General features: G+C 69.8%; 18 protein-coding genes. 10 read left to right on the top strand and 8 right to left on the bottom strand.

Annotation, left to right across the window (positions count from 1 at the left end):
• Positions 1–544: 544 nt before the first annotated feature.
• Both EPO51_RS00755 and EPO51_RS00760 read right to left on the bottom strand, forming a co-directional pair.
• The gene (locus EPO51_RS00755) at positions 545–715 is read right to left on the bottom strand and encodes a hypothetical protein (RefSeq protein WP_293344956.1); all 171 of its coding nucleotides are present in this window, start codon (positions 713–715) and stop codon (positions 545–547) included.
• Between the two features lie 73 nt (positions 716–788).
• Positions 789–1,781 carry an aldo/keto reductase gene (locus EPO51_RS00760; protein WP_293344958.1) on the bottom strand — a complete coding sequence of 331 codons (993 nt, stop codon included), beginning with the start codon at positions 1,779–1,781 and terminating at the stop codon, positions 789–791.
• 94 nt (positions 1,782–1,875) lie between these two features.
• Between EPO51_RS00760 and EPO51_RS00765 the strand changes: the two genes are divergently transcribed.
• Positions 1,876–2,769, top strand: a complete 894-nt coding sequence (locus EPO51_RS00765; protein WP_293344960.1) for a LysR family transcriptional regulator — start codon at positions 1,876–1,878, stop codon at positions 2,767–2,769.
• Between the two features lie 155 nt (positions 2,770–2,924).
• Here EPO51_RS00765 and EPO51_RS00770 read toward each other — a convergent pair whose 3' ends face one another.
• Positions 2,925–3,419, bottom strand: coding sequence for a recombinase family protein (locus EPO51_RS00770; RefSeq protein ID WP_293344962.1), 495 nt, complete (start codon positions 3,417–3,419; stop codon positions 2,925–2,927).
• Between the two features lie 121 nt (positions 3,420–3,540).
• A complete protein-coding gene (locus EPO51_RS00775; protein WP_293344964.1) occupies positions 3,541–4,113 on the bottom strand; it encodes a GNAT family N-acetyltransferase in 573 nt (190 codons plus the stop codon).
• A 33-nt stretch (positions 4,114–4,146) separates the two neighbouring features.
• On the opposite strand from EPO51_RS00775, the gene EPO51_RS00780 reads away from it, so the two are divergent.
• The 6 genes from EPO51_RS00780 (at position 4,147) to EPO51_RS00805 (ending at position 9,650) form a co-directional block, all read left to right on the top strand.
• Complete coding sequence (locus tag EPO51_RS00780; RefSeq protein ID WP_293344966.1) at positions 4,147–5,070, top strand: histone deacetylase family protein; 924 nt, start codon at positions 4,147–4,149, stop codon at positions 5,068–5,070.
• A 29-nt stretch (positions 5,071–5,099) separates the two neighbouring features.
• Entirely contained in the window at positions 5,100–5,696 is a 597-nt protein-coding gene (locus EPO51_RS00785; protein ID WP_363199853.1) for a histidine phosphatase family protein, read from the top strand.
• A gap of 46 nt (positions 5,697–5,742) precedes the next feature.
• On the top strand, positions 5,743–5,985 hold the full coding sequence (locus EPO51_RS00790; RefSeq protein ID WP_293344969.1) for an exodeoxyribonuclease VII small subunit: 243 nt from the start codon (positions 5,743–5,745) through the stop codon (positions 5,983–5,985).
• Entirely contained in the window at positions 5,982–6,863 is an 882-nt protein-coding gene (locus EPO51_RS00795) for a polyprenyl synthetase family protein (RefSeq protein ID WP_293345499.1), read from the top strand. The genes EPO51_RS00790 and EPO51_RS00795 overlap by 4 nt, the downstream gene beginning before the upstream one ends.
• A gap of 15 nt (positions 6,864–6,878) precedes the next feature.
• A complete protein-coding gene (gene dxs, locus EPO51_RS00800; protein WP_293344970.1) occupies positions 6,879–8,798 on the top strand; it encodes a 1-deoxy-D-xylulose-5-phosphate synthase in 1,920 nt (639 codons plus the stop codon).
• 147 nt (positions 8,799–8,945) lie between these two features.
• Positions 8,946–9,650 (top strand): PEPxxWA-CTERM sorting domain-containing protein, encoded by a 705-nt coding sequence (locus tag EPO51_RS00805; protein WP_293344971.1) that lies wholly within the window; start codon positions 8,946–8,948, stop codon positions 9,648–9,650.
• Between the two features lie 3 nt (positions 9,651–9,653).
• Here the strand turns inward: EPO51_RS00805 and flgH are convergent, their stop codons facing one another.
• The 4 genes from flgH to flgF are packed head-to-tail and all read right to left on the bottom strand — an operon-like array spanning position 9,654 to position 12,676.
• Positions 9,654–10,382 (bottom strand): flagellar basal body L-ring protein FlgH, encoded by a 729-nt coding sequence (gene flgH / locus EPO51_RS00810; RefSeq protein WP_293344972.1) that lies wholly within the window; start codon positions 10,380–10,382, stop codon positions 9,654–9,656.
• Between the two features lie 11 nt (positions 10,383–10,393).
• The gene (gene flgA / locus EPO51_RS00815) at positions 10,394–11,131 is read right to left on the bottom strand and encodes a flagellar basal body P-ring formation chaperone FlgA (RefSeq protein WP_293344974.1); all 738 of its coding nucleotides are present in this window, start codon (positions 11,129–11,131) and stop codon (positions 10,394–10,396) included.
• Between the two features lie 4 nt (positions 11,132–11,135).
• Positions 11,136–11,924, bottom strand: coding sequence for a flagellar basal-body rod protein FlgG (flgG, locus tag EPO51_RS00820; protein WP_293344976.1), 789 nt, complete (start codon positions 11,922–11,924; stop codon positions 11,136–11,138).
• Positions 11,925–11,938: 14 nt separating this feature from the next.
• Positions 11,939–12,676, bottom strand: coding sequence for a flagellar basal-body rod protein FlgF (gene flgF, locus EPO51_RS00825; RefSeq protein ID WP_293344978.1), 738 nt, complete (start codon positions 12,674–12,676; stop codon positions 11,939–11,941).
• Between the two features lie 232 nt (positions 12,677–12,908).
• Between flgF and EPO51_RS00830 the strand changes: the two genes are divergently transcribed.
• The 3 genes from EPO51_RS00830 (at position 12,909) to EPO51_RS00840 (ending at position 15,210) form a co-directional block, all read left to right on the top strand.
• Positions 12,909–13,529 carry a flagellar basal body-associated FliL family protein gene (locus tag EPO51_RS00830; protein ID WP_293344980.1) on the top strand — a complete coding sequence of 207 codons (621 nt, stop codon included), beginning with the start codon at positions 12,909–12,911 and terminating at the stop codon, positions 13,527–13,529.
• A gap of 62 nt (positions 13,530–13,591) precedes the next feature.
• Positions 13,592–14,629, top strand: coding sequence for a flagellar motor switch protein FliM (gene fliM, locus EPO51_RS00835; RefSeq protein ID WP_293345501.1), 1,038 nt, complete (start codon positions 13,592–13,594; stop codon positions 14,627–14,629).
• On the top strand, positions 14,626–15,210 hold the full coding sequence (locus tag EPO51_RS00840; protein WP_293344982.1) for a DUF6468 domain-containing protein: 585 nt from the start codon (positions 14,626–14,628) through the stop codon (positions 15,208–15,210). Before fliM ends, EPO51_RS00840 begins: the two co-directional genes overlap by 4 nt.
• Positions 15,211–15,215 lie beyond the last annotated feature (5 nt).

A 15,215-nucleotide genomic window follows, 5' to 3' on the forward strand; every position in this document is an offset into this window, starting at 1 on the left:
CGGTGGGGGCGGTGCGGCGTTCGGGCGGGCGTGGACGGCGAGTGGCGGTTGACCTGCGCCGCTGGCTGCTCGACATATGTTCACATTTTGTTCTTTACTTGCGGTCGTCTGGGGTATAGCGAAGTCCCGACGCGGAGCACGTCGGGACCACAACCCTGCGAGTTGGGTTCAAATTCCCGGGCGACGACGTAGGCGCCGGCTCAGGTTTGATGGGTCGATCCCCAGCGCATGTGCCGCCATTCGCAGGCTGCCATGCTCTCGAATTGCTTCTCGATACCCCTTAATCACCGTGCCTTCGCGGGCCATGATTTCCTCCTCAGCCGCCTGCATCGCCCTAAGCCGATCGGAAATTCCCGGAGACTGGCGACGCGGGAATTGCACCTTCCCGGTCTTCAGCTTGGCGACGGTCGATCTAGGCAAGCCGGTCGCTCGCCCAACCGCGGCGTCGCCAAACTTGGCCGAAGCCGCGGCAAGAGCCGCTTGCAGGCCTGCGGTCGGTGGCTGAGGGCGCCGACACCGGACGACGCGAGATGCGACCCCGCCGCTACCCCTTCGGCTTCAGGTCCGGCCTCGACGCCAGGAACGCCGCGCGTTCCGACGCCGTCAGCACCTTGGCCTTCTTCTGGCGGGAGACCTTGGGCGTGGGCGGGGCGTAGACGCCCGACTTCGGCGAGCCGCCCTTGAGGTCGGAGAGGCGCTTGATCGGGGGTTTCATGGGAGGTCGCCTCTCGCGATGCGCCGGGCGGCCCGGATCGGCGACCTCCTTGGCATATTCCGAGCGCCGGCGCTCAGCCCTTCTCGCTGTCGAGGTGCGCCATCTGGGCCTCGGCGTAGCGCATGCCCGCGACGGCCTCCTGGGGGGCGGCGGCTTCCAGGGCGGCGAGGGTCTCCGAAGATAGGGGCCGGTCCAGGGCGCCCAGGGCCTCGGCCAGGCGGTCGCGCCGGCGCGCGCCGATGAGGGGGACGATGTCGTCGCCCTGGGCGGCGACCCAGGCGATGGCGGCCTGGGCGGGGGTGAGGCCGGCGGCTTCGGCGATGGGGCGAAGGGCGTCGGCGAGGGCCAGGTTCTTCTGGAGGTTCTCGCCCTGGAAGCGGGGGCTGTGGGCGCGGAAGTCGCCCTGGGCGCTGAAGTCGGTGGTGTTGCCGCCGATCAGGCCCCGGCTCAGCACGCCATAGGCGGTGACGCCGATGCCCAGCTCGCGGCAGGTATTGAGGACCCCGCCCTCGATGCCGCGGGACATCAGGCTGTATTCGATCTGGAGGTCGGCGATGGGATGGACGGCGGCGGCGCGCCGGATCGTGTCCGAGCCCACTTCGGACAGGCCGATGTGGCGGACGTAGCCGGCCTGGACCATCTCGGCGATGGCGCCGACGGTGTCCTCGATCGGGGTGTTCGGGTCGAGGCGGGCCGGGCGGTAGATGTCGATGTGATCCACGCCCAGGCGCTGCAGGCTGTAGCAGAGCGCGGTCTTGAGCGCGTTGGGGCTGGCGTCGAAGCCGATCCAGGCTCCGGTGGGGGTGCGCTGGGCGCCGAACTTAACGCTGAGGACGACCTCGTCGCGGCGGTGGTCCTTCAGGGCCTCGCCGATCAGCATCTCGTTGTGGCCCATGCCGTAGAAGTCGCCGGTGTCGATCAGGGTGACGCCGGCCTCGATGGCCGCGTGGATCGTCGCCAGGCTCTCGGCGCGGTCGGAGGGGCCGTACATGCCCGACATCCCCATGGCGCCCAGGCCGATGGCGGATACTTCGGGGCCGGTGGTTCCAAGTCTGCGGGTCTGCATGGGGTCGTCTCCTTCGTGGTGCGAGACATCTACGCCTGGGCATTCGTCGCGATAATCGGCATTGTTCCGCACGAACTGTACGGAAAATCGAACAATGGACCGGCCCGACCTCTATGCGCTGGACGGCTTCGCGGCGGTGGCGCGCCACCGCAACTTCCGGCGGGCCGCCGTCGAGCGCGGGGTCTCGGCCTCGACGCTGAGCCAGACGGTGCGCGAGCTGGAGGCGCGGATGGGCGTGCGGCTGTTGAACCGCACCACCCGCAGCGTCGCCCTGACCGACGCCGGGGCGGCGCTGCTGGAGCGGCTGCAGCCGGCGCTGATGGAGATCGGGGAGGCGGTGGCCGAGGCGCGCTCGGCCCAGGCTCAGCCGCAGGGGGCCTTGCGGATCAACGCGCCGGAGCCGGCCATCGAGCACGTGCTGGCGCCGATGATGGGGGCGTTCCTGGCGGCCTATCCCCAGGTGCGGCTGGAGGTGACGGGCGAGACGGCGCTGGTGGACATCGTGGCCGGCGGCTTCGACGCGGGCGTGCGCTGGGGCGAGAGCCTGGCGCAGGACATGGTGGCGGTGTCGCTGGGGCCGCCGCAGCGGTTCGTCCTGGCAGCCGCGCCGGCGCTGATCGCGCGGGTGGGGACGCCGCAGCATCCGCGCGATCTGCTGGAGCTGCCGTGCGTTCGGGTCCGTTTCCCGAGCGGCGCGGAGCCGGCGTGGGAGTTCGAGAAGGACGGCGAGGAGTTGCGAATTTCGCCGCCGGCGCGGATCGTCTCGACCAGCCCGGCGCTGCTGATGCAGGCGATGCTGGACGGGGCGGGGTTCGGGACGCCGTTCGAAGAGGCGGCGCGGCCGCACATTGCGGCGGGGCGGCTGGTGGAGGTGCTGGCCGACTGGTCCGAGGTGTTCCCCGGGCCGTTCCTCTACTACCCCAGCCGCCGGACCATGCCGTCGCCGCTGCGGGCGTTCGTGGATTTCGTGCAGGCGTGGCGGGGGTAGGGGCGCTGAAGGCGCCGTCTAGTTTGTCCACGAACCACACGAACCACACGAACCACACGAACAGGCCTCGCCTGGATCAAGCGCGGTGGCTTCCCGATCACTGTTCGTGTGGTTCGTGGACGAATCCCCTTGGCGCTGGCGCGCCGTGGCGGCCCTCAGGCCTCGGCCGCCTCCACCGCCTTCAGCTTGCGCCAGACGGTCATGCGGGAGACGCCCAGGCGGCGGGCGATCTCCACCGGGCCGACGCCGGCGCGCTGGAGGGCGAAGATCTCGTGGGTCGCGGCGGCCTGGCGGCGCCGGCGGCCGGGGCCGGCGGGCTCCAGCTCGGCCACCGCCTCGACTACCGCGCGCAAGGCCTGGCCGCGGTCGCCCTGGCTGGTGAGCGCGGGTTCCAGCACCGACAGGCTGGCGCCGCGCGCCTCGAGCCGGTCCAGCGCATCCAGCAGGCCACGTCCGCTGAGCGCGAGCCGGTCCAGCCGCGTGACGACCAGCTGATCGCCGGCGCCGATGAAATCCAGGATCGAGCCGAGGGCATGGCCGCCGGCCCCGGGCTCCTCGGCCCGGACGACCTGGCAGCCCGCCGCCTTCAGGGCCGCGGTGTCGTCGTTCGCGGTCGCGTCGCGCAACCGAACGTAGCCGATCCTCAGCATCCCCACCCGCCGATATTTCAAGAGCTCAACCTTCGACGGCTAAGGTCCCAAATGGCGGCGCCCGCGCCAAGACGGCTTGAGGTTAAATCGAAGCAATGAAAGGCGGTCGAACGGGGTCAACTTAGGCGAAATTGTGTCGATCTTCGGCCAGTTGCGACGCCTGCTTGGAAAAACTCTCCCCCGACCGGCGAAGGATGAATTCGCGGTCCACGGTCTCCCCGACCTGGAATCCGTACTCGCCGACCCTGGCGAAGCCGTGCCGCTCGTAGAAGCGCAGGGCGCCGTGGTTCTCGGACCAGACCCCGATCCAGACGTCGCGCGGCCCGGACGACTGGAGCCAGGCCATGACCTCGGCGAACAGCGCCTTGCCCAGGCCGCCGCCCTGGCGATCTTTGCGGAAGTAGATGCGCTTCAGTTCGCCGCACGCGGGCGTGACCGCCTGGTGGGGCAGGGCGCAGGGGCCCGCCAGCGCATAGCCGATGGCCTCGCCGTCGGCCTCCACCAGCCACGAGGCCTTCGCCGGGTCGGCCAGGTCGGCGCGGGTGCGGTCCAGCCCGTAGGCCTCAGCCAGGAACGCCTCCAGGTCCGCGGGGGCGTAGAGATGCTCGAAGGTCTCGCGGAAGGTGCGCTCGCCCAGGGCGGCCAGGGTCTCGGCGTCGGCGGGCCCCGCGCGGCGGATGACGGGTTCGCTCATGGGCGTCGCGCGAAGTTGGGATAGGATCGGGGCATGACGATCGCGCTTTACACCCATCAGGACATGTTCGACCACCGTCCGGGCGAGGGCCACCCGGAGCGGCCCGAGCGGCTGCGGGCCGTCCTTGACGCGCTCGACGATGCGACCCTGGACCTCGCGCCGCAGGACGCCCCGGTCGTGGAGCCCGCGGACCTGCTGCTGGCCCACGACCCGTCCTATGTGGCGATGATCGAGCGGGTCGCGCCGATCAGCGGACGAAAGGTGCTGGACGCCGACACGTACATGTCGGCCGGCAGCCTGACCGCCGCCCGGCGCGCGGCCGGCGCGGTGGTCCAGGCCGCGCGCGACGTGGCCGCGGGTCGGACGCAGCGGGCCTTCTGCGCGGTGCGCCCGCCGGGGCACCACGCCGAACCGGGCCTGCCCATGGGCTTCTGCATCTTCTCGAACGTGGCGATCGCGGCGCTGGCGGCCCAGGCCGCCGGGCTGGCCCGGGTGGCGGTGGTGGACTTCGACGTCCACCACGGCAACGGCACCCAGGCCGCGCTCGCGGGGCGGCCGGGGACCTTCCTGGCCTCGATCCAGCAGTGGCCCATGTGGCCCGGCAGCGGCCACCCCGACGAACCGGTCCCGGCCAACATCGCCAACGCCGTCTCGCCGGAAGGCGCGCCGGTGGAAGTCTGGCGACGGGCCTTCGAGGGGCTGATGGACAAGGTGGACGCCTTCGCCCCCGACCTGATCCTGATCTCGGCCGGTTTCGACGCCCACCGGCGCGACCCCATCGGCGGCGCGGGCCAGAACCTGGAGGAGGCCGACTTCGCCTGGGCCACCCGCGCCATCGCCTCGGTCGCCAACCGGCGCGCCAAGGGTCGGGTTGTGTCGTCGCTTGAGGGCGGGTACGACCTCGAAGCTCTGGGCCGCTCGGCGCTCGCGCACGTGAGGGCCCTTGGCGAGGGGTAGGGTGCGTCTCCGGGACCATGGCTAGCGACGTGAGCGACCACTCCGCGCCCTTGCGCCATGGCGCGATCATCCTCGCGCGTCACGGCGAACCCGCGCTGTCGCGCAAGGTGCTGCTGTCGGCCGACGAGTACCGAGAGTTCTGGGGCGCCTACGAAATCGGCGGCATCCTACCCGGCCAGGCGCCGCCGGAGCGCTTGCGCAAGTTCGTGGCGGAATGCGGCGCCCTGGTCTCCTCGACCCGCCTGCGCGCCATCGAGAGCGCCCGCACCATGGTGGGCGAGCGGGTGTTCGAACATCACGACATGCTGATCGAGGCGCCGCTGCCGCCGCCGAGGTTCCCGTCCTGGATCAGACTCTCGCCCAAGCTCTGGGGGTTCATCGCCCGGGTCTGGTGGTGGTACTTCAACCATCACGAGGGGCAGGAGACCCGCGCGGAAGCCGAGGCCCGCGCCGACCGCGCCGCCGCCCTGCTGATCGGACTGGCCGCCGGCGGTGACAACGTCGTGGTCCTGGCCCACGGCTTCTTCAACCACCTGATCGGCCGCTCGCTGAAGAAGCTCGGCTGGAAGCTGGTCGAGAGCGAGGGCTACAAATACTGGTCCATGCGGCGGTTCGAGCGGGGGTGAGGGATGGGAGTGGACCCCGACTTTCCGCGCCACTAAACATCGAACCATGTCCGAACCCGCCGACATCTCCGCCATGACCTTCGAGACCGCGCTGTCGGAGCTCGAACAGATCGTCGCGCGGCTGGAATCGGGGCAGGCGCCGCTCGAGGATTCCATCCGCATGTACGAGCGGGGCGCGGCGCTGAAGGCGCATTGCGAGACGCGGCTGGAAGCGGCCCGCCTCAGGGTCGAGAAGATCGTGATGGGCGCGGGCGGCGCGCCGGGCGTAGAACCGGCCGAGTTCAGCTGATGGAACTGGCCCAGCGTGTGGCCGAGGCCGCGGACCTCGTCACCGTGGCCCTGGACGAGCTGCTGCCCCGCGCCGACGGCCCGGAGAGCCGGCTGACCGAGGCGATGCGCTATGCGGCGCTGGGTCCGGGCAAGCGGCTGCGCACCTTCTTTGCGCTGGAAACCGGCCGGATGTTCGACCTGGACGAGACCTACGTCCTCCGGGCCGCCTGCGCGCTGGAATGCATCCACGCCTACAGCCTGGTCCACGACGACCTGCCGTGCATGGACGACGACAAGATGCGGCGGGGACAGCCCACCGTGCATGTGGCCTATGACGAGATGACCGCGGTGCTGGCGGGCGACGCGCTACAGGCCGCGGCGTTCGAGATCCTGGCCCACCCGGACACCCATCCCGACGGCAACGTCCGCGCCGAGCTGGTCGCCCGGCTGGCCCTGGCTGCCGGCGCGCGGGGCATGGTGGGCGGCCAGATGATCGACATGCTGGGCGTGCGCGAGGACCTGGGCGGGGTGGCCCGGATGCAGCGGCTGAAGACCGGCGCCCTCATCGCCTGCGCCTTCGAACTGCCGCTGGTGCTGGCGCGCGCGATGGACGCCGAGCGCTCGGCGCTGATGGCCTTCGCCCATGACCTGGGGCTGGCCTACCAGATCGTCGACGACCTGCTGGACGCCGAGGGCGACGCCGAAACCATGGGCAAGGCGGCGGGCAAGGATGCGTCCGCCGGCAAGACCACCTTCGTCACCTTGCTGGGCGTCGACGCCGCCCGCGAGCGCCTGGGTCTGCTCAAAACCCAGACGAAATCCCACCTGGACCCGTTCGGCTCGCGGGCTGAATTGCTACGGTCCAGTGTCGATTTCGTGCTAGAGCGCCGCCAATAGTTGAGGACTGCCGCGTTGCCCCCCGTCACACCCTTGCTCGACACGGTCTCCTCGCCAGCCGACACCCGCGACCTGACGATCCCGCAGCTTCGCCAGCTCGCCGACGAGCTGCGCGCCGAGACGATCGACGCGGTGTCCCAGACCGGCGGACACCTGGGCGCAGGCCTGGGCGTGGTCGAGCTGACCATCGCGCTGCACCACGTCTACGAGACGCCGAAGGACATTCTCATCTGGGATGTCGGCCACCAGGCCTATCCGCACAAGATCCTCACCGGCCGCCGCGACCGCATCCGCACCCTGCGCCAGGGCGGCGGCCTGTCGGGCTTCACCAAGCGCTCCGAGAGCGAATACGACCCCTTCGGCGCGGCCCACGCCGCCACCTCGATCAGCGCCGCCCTCGGCTTCGCCGCCGCCCGCGACGCCAAGGGGCAGGACAACAAGGTGGTGGCCGTCATCGGCGACGGGTCGATGAGCGCGGGCATGGCCTACGAGGCCATGAACAACGCCTGCGAGACGACGAAGCAGCTCACCGTCATCCTCAACGACAACGACATGTCGATCGCGCCGCCGGTGGGCGGGATGAGCGCCTATTTCGCCCGGCTGGTCTCGGGCGGCGGCTACCAGTCGATCCGCAACCTGGGCAAGGCGGTCTCCAAGGCCTTCCCGAAGCCGCTGCAGGAAGCCGCGCGCAAGGCCGAGGAATACGCCCGCGGCATGGTCACCGGCGGCACGCTGTTCGAGGAGCTGGGCTTCTACTACGTCGGCCCGATCGACGGTCACGACATGGACGCCCTGGTCCACGTCCTGCAGAACGCGCGCAAGATCGACGACAAGCCGGTCCTGGTCCACGTGGTGACCCAGAAGGGCAAGGGCTATGGCCCGGCCGAGAGCGCCGCCGACAAGTATCACGGGGTGGTCAAGTTCGACGTGGTCACCGGCCTCCAGGCAAAACCTGCCCAGGCCAGCGCGCCGCAGTACACCAAGGTCTACGCCCAGGAGCTGATCAAGCACGCCGAGGTCGATCCCAAGATCGTGGCCATCACCGCGGCCATGCCCTCCGGCACCGGGCTCGACATGTTCGGGGCGAAGTTCCCGGAGCGGACCTTCGACGTCGGCATCGCCGAGCAGCACGCCGTGACCTTCGCCGCGGGCCTGGCCGCAGACGGGATGAAGCCCTTCTGCACGATCTATTCGACCTTCCTGCAGCGCGGCTACGACCAAGTGGTCCACGACGTGGCGATTCAGGGCCTGCCGGTCCGGTTCGCCATCGATCGCGCGGGCCTGGTGGGCGCGGATGGCGCGACGCACGCGGGTTCTTTCGACGTCGGTTTCCTGGGCGCGCTGCCGGGCATGGTGGTCATGGGCCCGTCCGACGAGGCCGAGCTGGCCCAGGCCGTCGCTACCGCCGTCGCCATCGACGACCGCCCCTCGGCGTTCCGCTATCCGCGCGGGGAGGGCACGGGCGTGCAGATCCCGCTGCTGGCCGCGCCGTTCGAGATCGGCAAGGGCCGCATCGTCCGCGAGGGCTCCGCCGTCGCCATCCTGTCGTTCGGCACGCGCCTGGGCGAGGCGCTGAAGGCCGCCGACCAGCTCGCCGCCCGGGGCCTCTCGGCCACTGTCGCCGACGCGCGCTTCGCCAAGCCGCTGGATATCGAGCTGCTGCTGCGGCTGGCCCGCGAGCACGAGGCCCTGATCACGGTGGAAGAGGGTTCGGTCGGCGGCTTCGGCGCCTTCGTCCTGCACGCCCTGGCCGGACACGGCGCCCTGGACCGCGGCCTCAAGGTCCGCACCCTGACCCTGCCGGATATCTTCCAGGACCACGACAAGCCGGACGCCATGTACGCCCTGGCCGGCCTCGACGCCGACGGCATCGTGCGGACCGCGCTGTCGGCGCTGGGCGTCGACAACGCCTCGGCCAAGGGGCGGCGGGCCTAGCCGGGGTCGCTGGAAAACGCAGCGCCACGGCCGCCGAGACCCCCAATCGGGGGAGGAGCACACCCAAGCTTATGGTCTAGCTCGCGAGGGCCGCCGCCGAGGCGGACCGGCGCGATGAGCTGCGCCGGAGTACCGGGGAGATCTAAAATGAGGTTTCTTGCGTCCCTCCTGCTGGCGTTCGCTGCCGCGGGGTCGGCTTCGGCCGCGTCCCTCGTGAATGGCAGCTTCGAGCAGCCTGGAACGTCCAGTCTCGTCTACCTGACGGCGGGCAGCACGGCGCTGCCGGGCTGGACGGTGGTGGACTCCACGCCTGGCGGCGACAACGAGATCGCATACACCAACAGCGCCGCGTTCGGCGGGCTGGGCGTGGTCGCCTCGCACGGCTCCCATTTCCTGGAGCTCACCGGCGTCACCGGCCGGGGCAAGGGCGTGAAGTCGGACGCGATCGACACCGTCGCAGGGACGACGTACCGCGTCGGGTTTGACGTCGGCGCCTTCTTCGTCGGGGGACAGGGCAGCTATGGCGACGTGACCCTGGACCTGCTGGTCGACGATGTCCTGGCCGGCAGCTTCACCAACGCGCTCGGCCTCAGCACGGCGGGCTCGGACTGGCAGCGGTTCAGCTACGACGTGGTGGCGAGCGGCCCGTCCATGCGGCTGACCTTCCTGGCCAGCACGGCGCTGACGTCGAGTTACCTGGGCGCCGGGCTGGACAATGTGACGTTCGACGCCCTGCCGGGCCAGCCGTCGGGCTCGCCGGGCAGCGTTCCCGAGCCCGGCGCCTGGGTGCTGATGATCCTGGGTTTCGGCCTGGCGGGGAGCAGCCTCCGCCGCCAGGTTCGTCTGGCCTGACGATCAGAACGGCGAGAAGCGTTCCACCAGGGACTGGCCGGCCGGGGTCTTCTGGACGCGGCTGATGTCGCCGCGGCCGCCGTAGCTGATGCGGGCTTCGGCGATCTGGGTGTGGCGGATGGTGTTGGCCGAGGAAATGTCTTCCGGCCGCACGATGCCGGCGACCGTCAGCTGGCGCACCTCGGCGTTGGTGCGGACCTCCTGGGTGCCCTGGATCACCATGTTGCCGTTCGGCAGGATCCCGGTGACGACCGCGGCGATGGTCAGGTTGATCTTCTCCTGGCGGTTCACCGAGCCGGCCCCGGCGTTGTTGTTCGCGGAGTTGGTCTCGATCATGCTCGCGGCGTCGAAGTTGCCCGGCATGATCTTACCAAGGCTGGTCTCGAGGCCGAAGAAGTGCGGGACGCCCATGGTCGTGCCCGCGGTGCGCGAGCTGGATGTCGCGTTGTTGGTCTTGGCGCTGTCGTCGATGTCGATCTGCACCGTCAGGATGTCGCCGACGCGGCCGGCGCGCTGGTCGTTGAAGAAGGCGCGCGCGCCCGTGCGCCAGAGCGAGTTGGCGCTGGCGGACTGCGGCGCGGGCTCACGGACCGAGACCATCGGCTGCGTGATCGGCGCGAGGGCGGCGGGATAGCCCACGGGGGCGAGTTCCGGACCCCTCACGGCCTCGGAGACCGTGGAGCAGGCGGCGAGGGGGCTAAGGGCGACGAGAGCCAGCAGGCGGAGACGCATCGGGGCTTCCTTCAACGGAGCGCGTAACGGGAAGAGCGGCCCAGCTTCAGCTGCTCCGCACCGGGGCCGACCGCCGCCTGGCCAGGTCCTGTGACCACGGCCGCGACGGTCTTCTTCGACGTGACGTTCTGCACGTTGATGGTCTCGCCGACCGCGCCGCCGGAAAGGGCCTTGGCCTGGAGCGCGAGCGAGACGCCTTGGTTGTCGTAGGTGAGGGTTACGATCTCGTTGGCCTTGACGACCATCGGGGCGGAAACGTCGCGGGCGGCGACCGCGGCGCCTGCGCGCAGGGCCCGGCGGGCGGCCATGCCGACCACGGCGTCGGGGTCGTTGGGGGCGTCGGCCGGCGCCATCGCCGCCTTGCCCCAGACGAGATCCTGCGGCTGCACCATTTCGCCGGCGGCGATCGAGCGGGCCCAGGTCAGGACGTCCACGTTGCCGCGGGCGGCGACATTCGCCGGGTTCGCGATCGCGCCGCTGCGCACCACGATCTGGCGCAGGCCCTCGGCGTTGGCCCAATCGAGGCCGGCTCGCGCCGCCGCGCCGCGCACGGCCGCGGCGCTCAGCATGACGCTGTTCCCGGTCCGCGACGCCACCGGCGTGACGCCGGCGGGGCCGGCTCCGTCGAAGATGTCGCCCAGGGTGACCACGCCGTCGGCGTCGACCGCGTCGGCCTTCAGCGTCACGGGCGTCGCGGCCAGGGCCGGCGTCGCGACCGCCAGGGCCGCCAGGAACACGAGCGCCTTCATGAGCTTACGCCTTCACCTGGTTGGCCGTCGCCAGCATGTTGTCGGCCGTGGAGATGACCTTGGAGTTCATCTCGTAGGCTCGCTGGGCCACGATCAGGGCGGTGATCTCGGCCACGGCGTCGACGTTCGAGGCTTCGGTGTAGCCCTGCACCAGGGTGCCGATGCCGACCGAGCCCGGCGTGCCCGTGGTGGGCGCGCCCGAGGCGGCGGTTTCCTTCAGGAGGTTGTCGCCGATGGCTTCCAGGCCGCCGTCGTTCATGAAGGTGGCGAGCTCGAGGACGCCCACCACGCTGGGGTTGGTCTGGCCGGCCTGGATCACCTCGACCTGGCCCGTCTTGGAGATCGACACCGAGACGGCGTCGGCCGGGACCGTGATCGCGGGCTGGATCTGGTAGCCGTCCTGGGTGACGAGCTGGCCCTGGTCGTTGACCGAGAGGTTGCCGGCGCGGGTGTAGGCATTGTCGCCGGAGGGGGTCAGCACCTGGAGGTAGCCGCGGCCGTTGATCGCGACGTCGTACTGGTTGTCGGTGCGGGTCAGCGAGCCCTGGGTGCCGATGCGGTAGACCGCGCTGGCCTTCACGCCGCCGCCGACCTGCACGCCCGTCGGCACGATGGTGCCCTGGTCGGAGGACTGGGTCCCGGCCGCCTGGAAGGTCTGGTAGAGCAGGTCCTGGAACTCGGCCCGCTGGCGCTTGAACGCCACGGTGTTCATGTTGGCGATGTTGTTCGAGATCACCTCGACGTTCATCTGCTGGGCGGCCATGCCGGTCGCGGCGGTGCGAAGAGCTTGCATCGGTCGTTATCCTCTTACTGAACCCGGCCCAGGCGCTCGACGGAGCGGCGCGACAGGTCGGCTTCGGCGTCAATCATCTTGGCGGTGGATTCGTAGGCCCGGCTCACCTCGACCATGCGGGTGATCTCCAGGACCGGTTTGACGTTGGAGGTCTCCAGGTACCCCTGGCGCAGCTTGGCGGTCGTGGCCGCCTGGGGCTGAAGGTTGGAGCTGTTGCGGAAGGTGTTGTCGCCGGCCTTCTCGAGGGCGCTCTGGTTGGCGAAGGCGTACATGCCGATCTTGCCGACCCGCTCGTTCCCCTGGCTCATCGTGCCGTCGGCGCCGATCGAGACCTGGCCCTTCTCGGCGTCGATGAGGATCTCGCCGCCGCCGTCGTCCAGCACGGGCTGGCCGCTCTGGGTGACGACCCGGCCGGTCTGGTCGGTGGTGAAGCGCCCGTCGCGGGTGAAGCGGGGGCCGTTCGCAGTCTGGATCTGGAAGAAGCCCTCGCCCTCGATGGCCATGTCCAGCGGGGCGCCGGTCTTGTTCATCGCGCCCTGGCCGAAGTCGCGGGCCACCATGTCGGCGGCGACGAACTTCACCGGGCGCGGACCGCCCAGGGTGACCGCCGGGGCGCCGGGGTCGGTCTTCTGCATCAACGACTCCACCTTGAAGCCGTTGGTGTCGAGGTTCGCGATGTTGTTGGCGATGATGTCCATCTCGCGACGGAGAACCATCTGGCGGGAGACCCCGACGTAGATTGCGTTGTCCATTAGCAGGCGACCTTGGAGTGCGACTTTATCGCCTCCCAGGTCTGCAAGCTTCGGGCCAGTTCAAAAGGCCAGCAAAATCAACAAATAAGAAAGTTAACGACGGCCGAGCGGCGGAAAATGCCGGGCAGGAATTGGGCCCGTTAATAAGCGTTAAAAACCGCTTCTTAACCAAAGACCGCCATTCCTCGTGACGCTGATATTCCAAGACCGTCTTCTCTGAGGAACCGGGCGCGTGGCGAAGAAGGAAAAAAAGCCGAAGGAAGCCAAGGAGGCCGAGGCCCCCGAAGGCGCCGAAGGCGTGGAGGGCGAAGCCCCCGCCAAGAAGAAGCTGCCGCTGAAGATGCTGATCATCGCCGGCGTCGGCGCCCTCGTGGTGCTGGGCGGCGGCGGCACGGCGGCCTTCATCTTCCTCAAGCCCGCGCCGGACGCCGCCGCCGAGAAGGGCGGCGACCACGCCAAGGACAAGAAGAAAGACAAGAAGAAGGAAGAGAAGAAGGAAGGCAAGGAAGGCGAGAAGGGCGCGGCCGTGGTCCGCGAGGGGCCTGACGGCGTCGTCTTCTACACCCTGCCCGACGTGGTCGTGAACATGCAGACCGCCGACGGCCGCCCGACCTTCCTCAAGCTGAAGCTCACCCTGGAACTGCCGGACGAGACCATGGTCGAGGAACTCGACCCCAACATGCCCAGGCTCCAGGACATGTTCCAGACCTTCCTGCGCGAGCTGCGCCCCGAGGACCTGTCGGGCAGCCAGGGCTCGTACCAGCTGCGCATGGAGATCCTGCGCCGCGTGAACCTGGTGATCGCGCCGGGCAAGGCCAACGCCGTCCTGATCGAGGAGATGCTGATCAACTAGCGTTCGCGCAGTTGCATCCCAAAGCCATGGCCGACGAAACCGAAAACACCTCCGAGACGGAAATGCCCACCGGCGAGACCGACTGGGCCGCCGCGGCCGCAGCCGAGGCGAACTCGGCCGAGCGGATCCTGAACCAGGACGAGATCGACAGCCTGCTGGGCTTCGACCTCTCCGACGACGAGATCTCCGAGCGCACGGGCATCCGGGCGATCATCAACTCGGCGCTGGTCTCGTACGAGCGCCTGCCGATGCTGGAGATCGTCTTCGACCGCCTGGTGCGGTTGATGACCACCTCCTTGCGGAACTTCACGTCGGACAACGTCGAGGTCAGCCTCGACAACATCTCGTCGATCCGCTTCGGCGACTACCTGAACTCGATCCCGCTGCCGGCCATCCTCTCGGTGTTCCGCGCCGAAGAATTGAACAACTACGGCCTGCTGACGGTCGACTCGAACCTGATCTATTCGATCGTGGACGTGCTGCTGGGCGGCCGCCGCGGCACCGCGGCCATGCGCATCGAGGGCCGGCCCTACACCACCATCGAGCGCGTGCTGGTGCAGCGGATGGTCGAGGTGGTCCTGGCCGACGCCCGGGAGGCGTTCGAGCCGCTGACGCCCGTCCACTTCACCCTCGACCGCCTGGAGACCAATCCGCGCTTCGCCGCCATCGCCCGGCCGGCCAACGCCGCGATCCTGGTGAAGCTGCGCATCGACATGGAAGACCGCGGCGGCCGGATCGAACTGCTGCTGCCCTACGCCACGCTCGAGCCCATCCGGAAGATGCTGCTGCAGCAGTTCATGGGTGAGAAGTTCGGCCGCGACAACATCTGGGAAAGCCACCTGGCCACCGAGCTCTGGACCACCCAGATGGAGGTCCGCGCCGTCCTGGACGAACAGCAGATCAGCCTGAAGCGGGTGCTGGACCTCAAGGTCGGCGACACCATCATGCTGAACGCCGGCCCCGACAGCCTGATCGAGCTGCGCGCCGGCACGATCCCCCTCACGCGCGGCCGCATGGGCCGCCGCAACACCCACATCGCCGTGCGCGTGGAAGCCCCGCTTTCCCCCGCCGCCCGGCAAGCCGTGCAGAGGATATCATGAGCCTGATCGCCATCGGGATGAACCTGCTGCTGGCCGGCCTTCTGGTCGCCGCCATGGTCGTGGGCATCCGCCTGAACCGCCGCCTGAAGGCGCTCAAGGACAGCCACGCCGGCTTCGAGGTCGCGGTGCGCGACCTGAACCTGGCGGCGGTCCGCGCCGAACAGGGCCTGGCCGACCTGCGCGCCGCCACCGACGAAGCCACGGACATGCTGTCCGACCGGATCGAGAAGGGCCGCGCCCTGGCCGTCAAGCTGGAGAAGCTGGTCGGCGCCGCCCCGGAGCTGCCGCGCGGCATGGCCGCCGATCGCGCGCCGCGGCCGATGCCGTCCGTGGTCCCCGCCGCCCGGGAGACGGCCACCGAAGACCGCCTGGGCAAGCTGCTGGCCATGGCCCGCTCGCGCCTGCAGGCCGAGGGCATGATCGCCGACGAGCAACCCGCGCCCGCCCCCGAGCCCCTGGTCGGCCGCGCCCCGCTGCCGGGCCGCCGCATCGTCTCGGCGCTGGATGAGGACCTGTTCGAGGACGCGCCCTCCGCGTTCGACCGCGGCGTTCAAGATCGCTTTGGGGGAGCCCGCCGTTGAAATCC

This window comes from Phenylobacterium sp. (assembly GCF_004297125.1).
Taxonomy (GTDB): Bacteria; Pseudomonadota; Alphaproteobacteria; order Caulobacterales; family Caulobacteraceae; genus Phenylobacterium.

What these genes read in the sequence shown, in the direction of transcription:
- EPO51_RS00755 (WP_293344956.1), bottom strand. Translation starts at nt 715, where the DNA reads ATGAAACCCCCGATCAAGCGCCTCTCCGACCTCAAGGGCGGCTCGCCG.
- EPO51_RS00760 (WP_293344958.1), bottom strand. Translation starts at nt 1,781, where the DNA reads ATGCAGACCCGCAGACTTGGAACCACCGGCCCCGAAGTATCCGCCATC.
- EPO51_RS00765 (WP_293344960.1), top strand. Translation starts at nt 1,876, where the DNA reads ATGGACCGGCCCGACCTCTATGCGCTGGACGGCTTCGCGGCGGTGGCG.
- EPO51_RS00770 (WP_293344962.1), bottom strand. Translation starts at nt 3,419, where the DNA reads ATGCTGAGGATCGGCTACGTTCGGTTGCGCGACGCGACCGCGAACGAC.
- EPO51_RS00775 (WP_293344964.1), bottom strand. Translation starts at nt 4,113, where the DNA reads ATGAGCGAACCCGTCATCCGCCGCGCGGGGCCCGCCGACGCCGAGACC.
- EPO51_RS00780 (WP_293344966.1), top strand. Translation starts at nt 4,147, where the DNA reads ATGACGATCGCGCTTTACACCCATCAGGACATGTTCGACCACCGTCCG.
- EPO51_RS00790 (WP_293344969.1), top strand. Translation starts at nt 5,743, where the DNA reads ATGTCCGAACCCGCCGACATCTCCGCCATGACCTTCGAGACCGCGCTG.
- EPO51_RS00805 (WP_293344971.1), top strand. Translation starts at nt 8,946, where the DNA reads ATGAGGTTTCTTGCGTCCCTCCTGCTGGCGTTCGCTGCCGCGGGGTCG.
- flgH (WP_293344972.1), bottom strand. Translation starts at nt 10,382, where the DNA reads ATGCGTCTCCGCCTGCTGGCTCTCGTCGCCCTTAGCCCCCTCGCCGCC.
- flgA (WP_293344974.1), bottom strand. Translation starts at nt 11,131, where the DNA reads ATGAAGGCGCTCGTGTTCCTGGCGGCCCTGGCGGTCGCGACGCCGGCC.
- flgG (WP_293344976.1), bottom strand. Translation starts at nt 11,924, where the DNA reads ATGCAAGCTCTTCGCACCGCCGCGACCGGCATGGCCGCCCAGCAGATG.
- flgF (WP_293344978.1), bottom strand. Translation starts at nt 12,676, where the DNA reads ATGGACAACGCAATCTACGTCGGGGTCTCCCGCCAGATGGTTCTCCGT.
- fliM (WP_293345501.1), top strand. Translation starts at nt 13,592, where the DNA reads ATGCCCACCGGCGAGACCGACTGGGCCGCCGCGGCCGCAGCCGAGGCG.
- EPO51_RS00840 (WP_293344982.1), top strand. Translation starts at nt 14,626, where the DNA reads ATGAGCCTGATCGCCATCGGGATGAACCTGCTGCTGGCCGGCCTTCTG.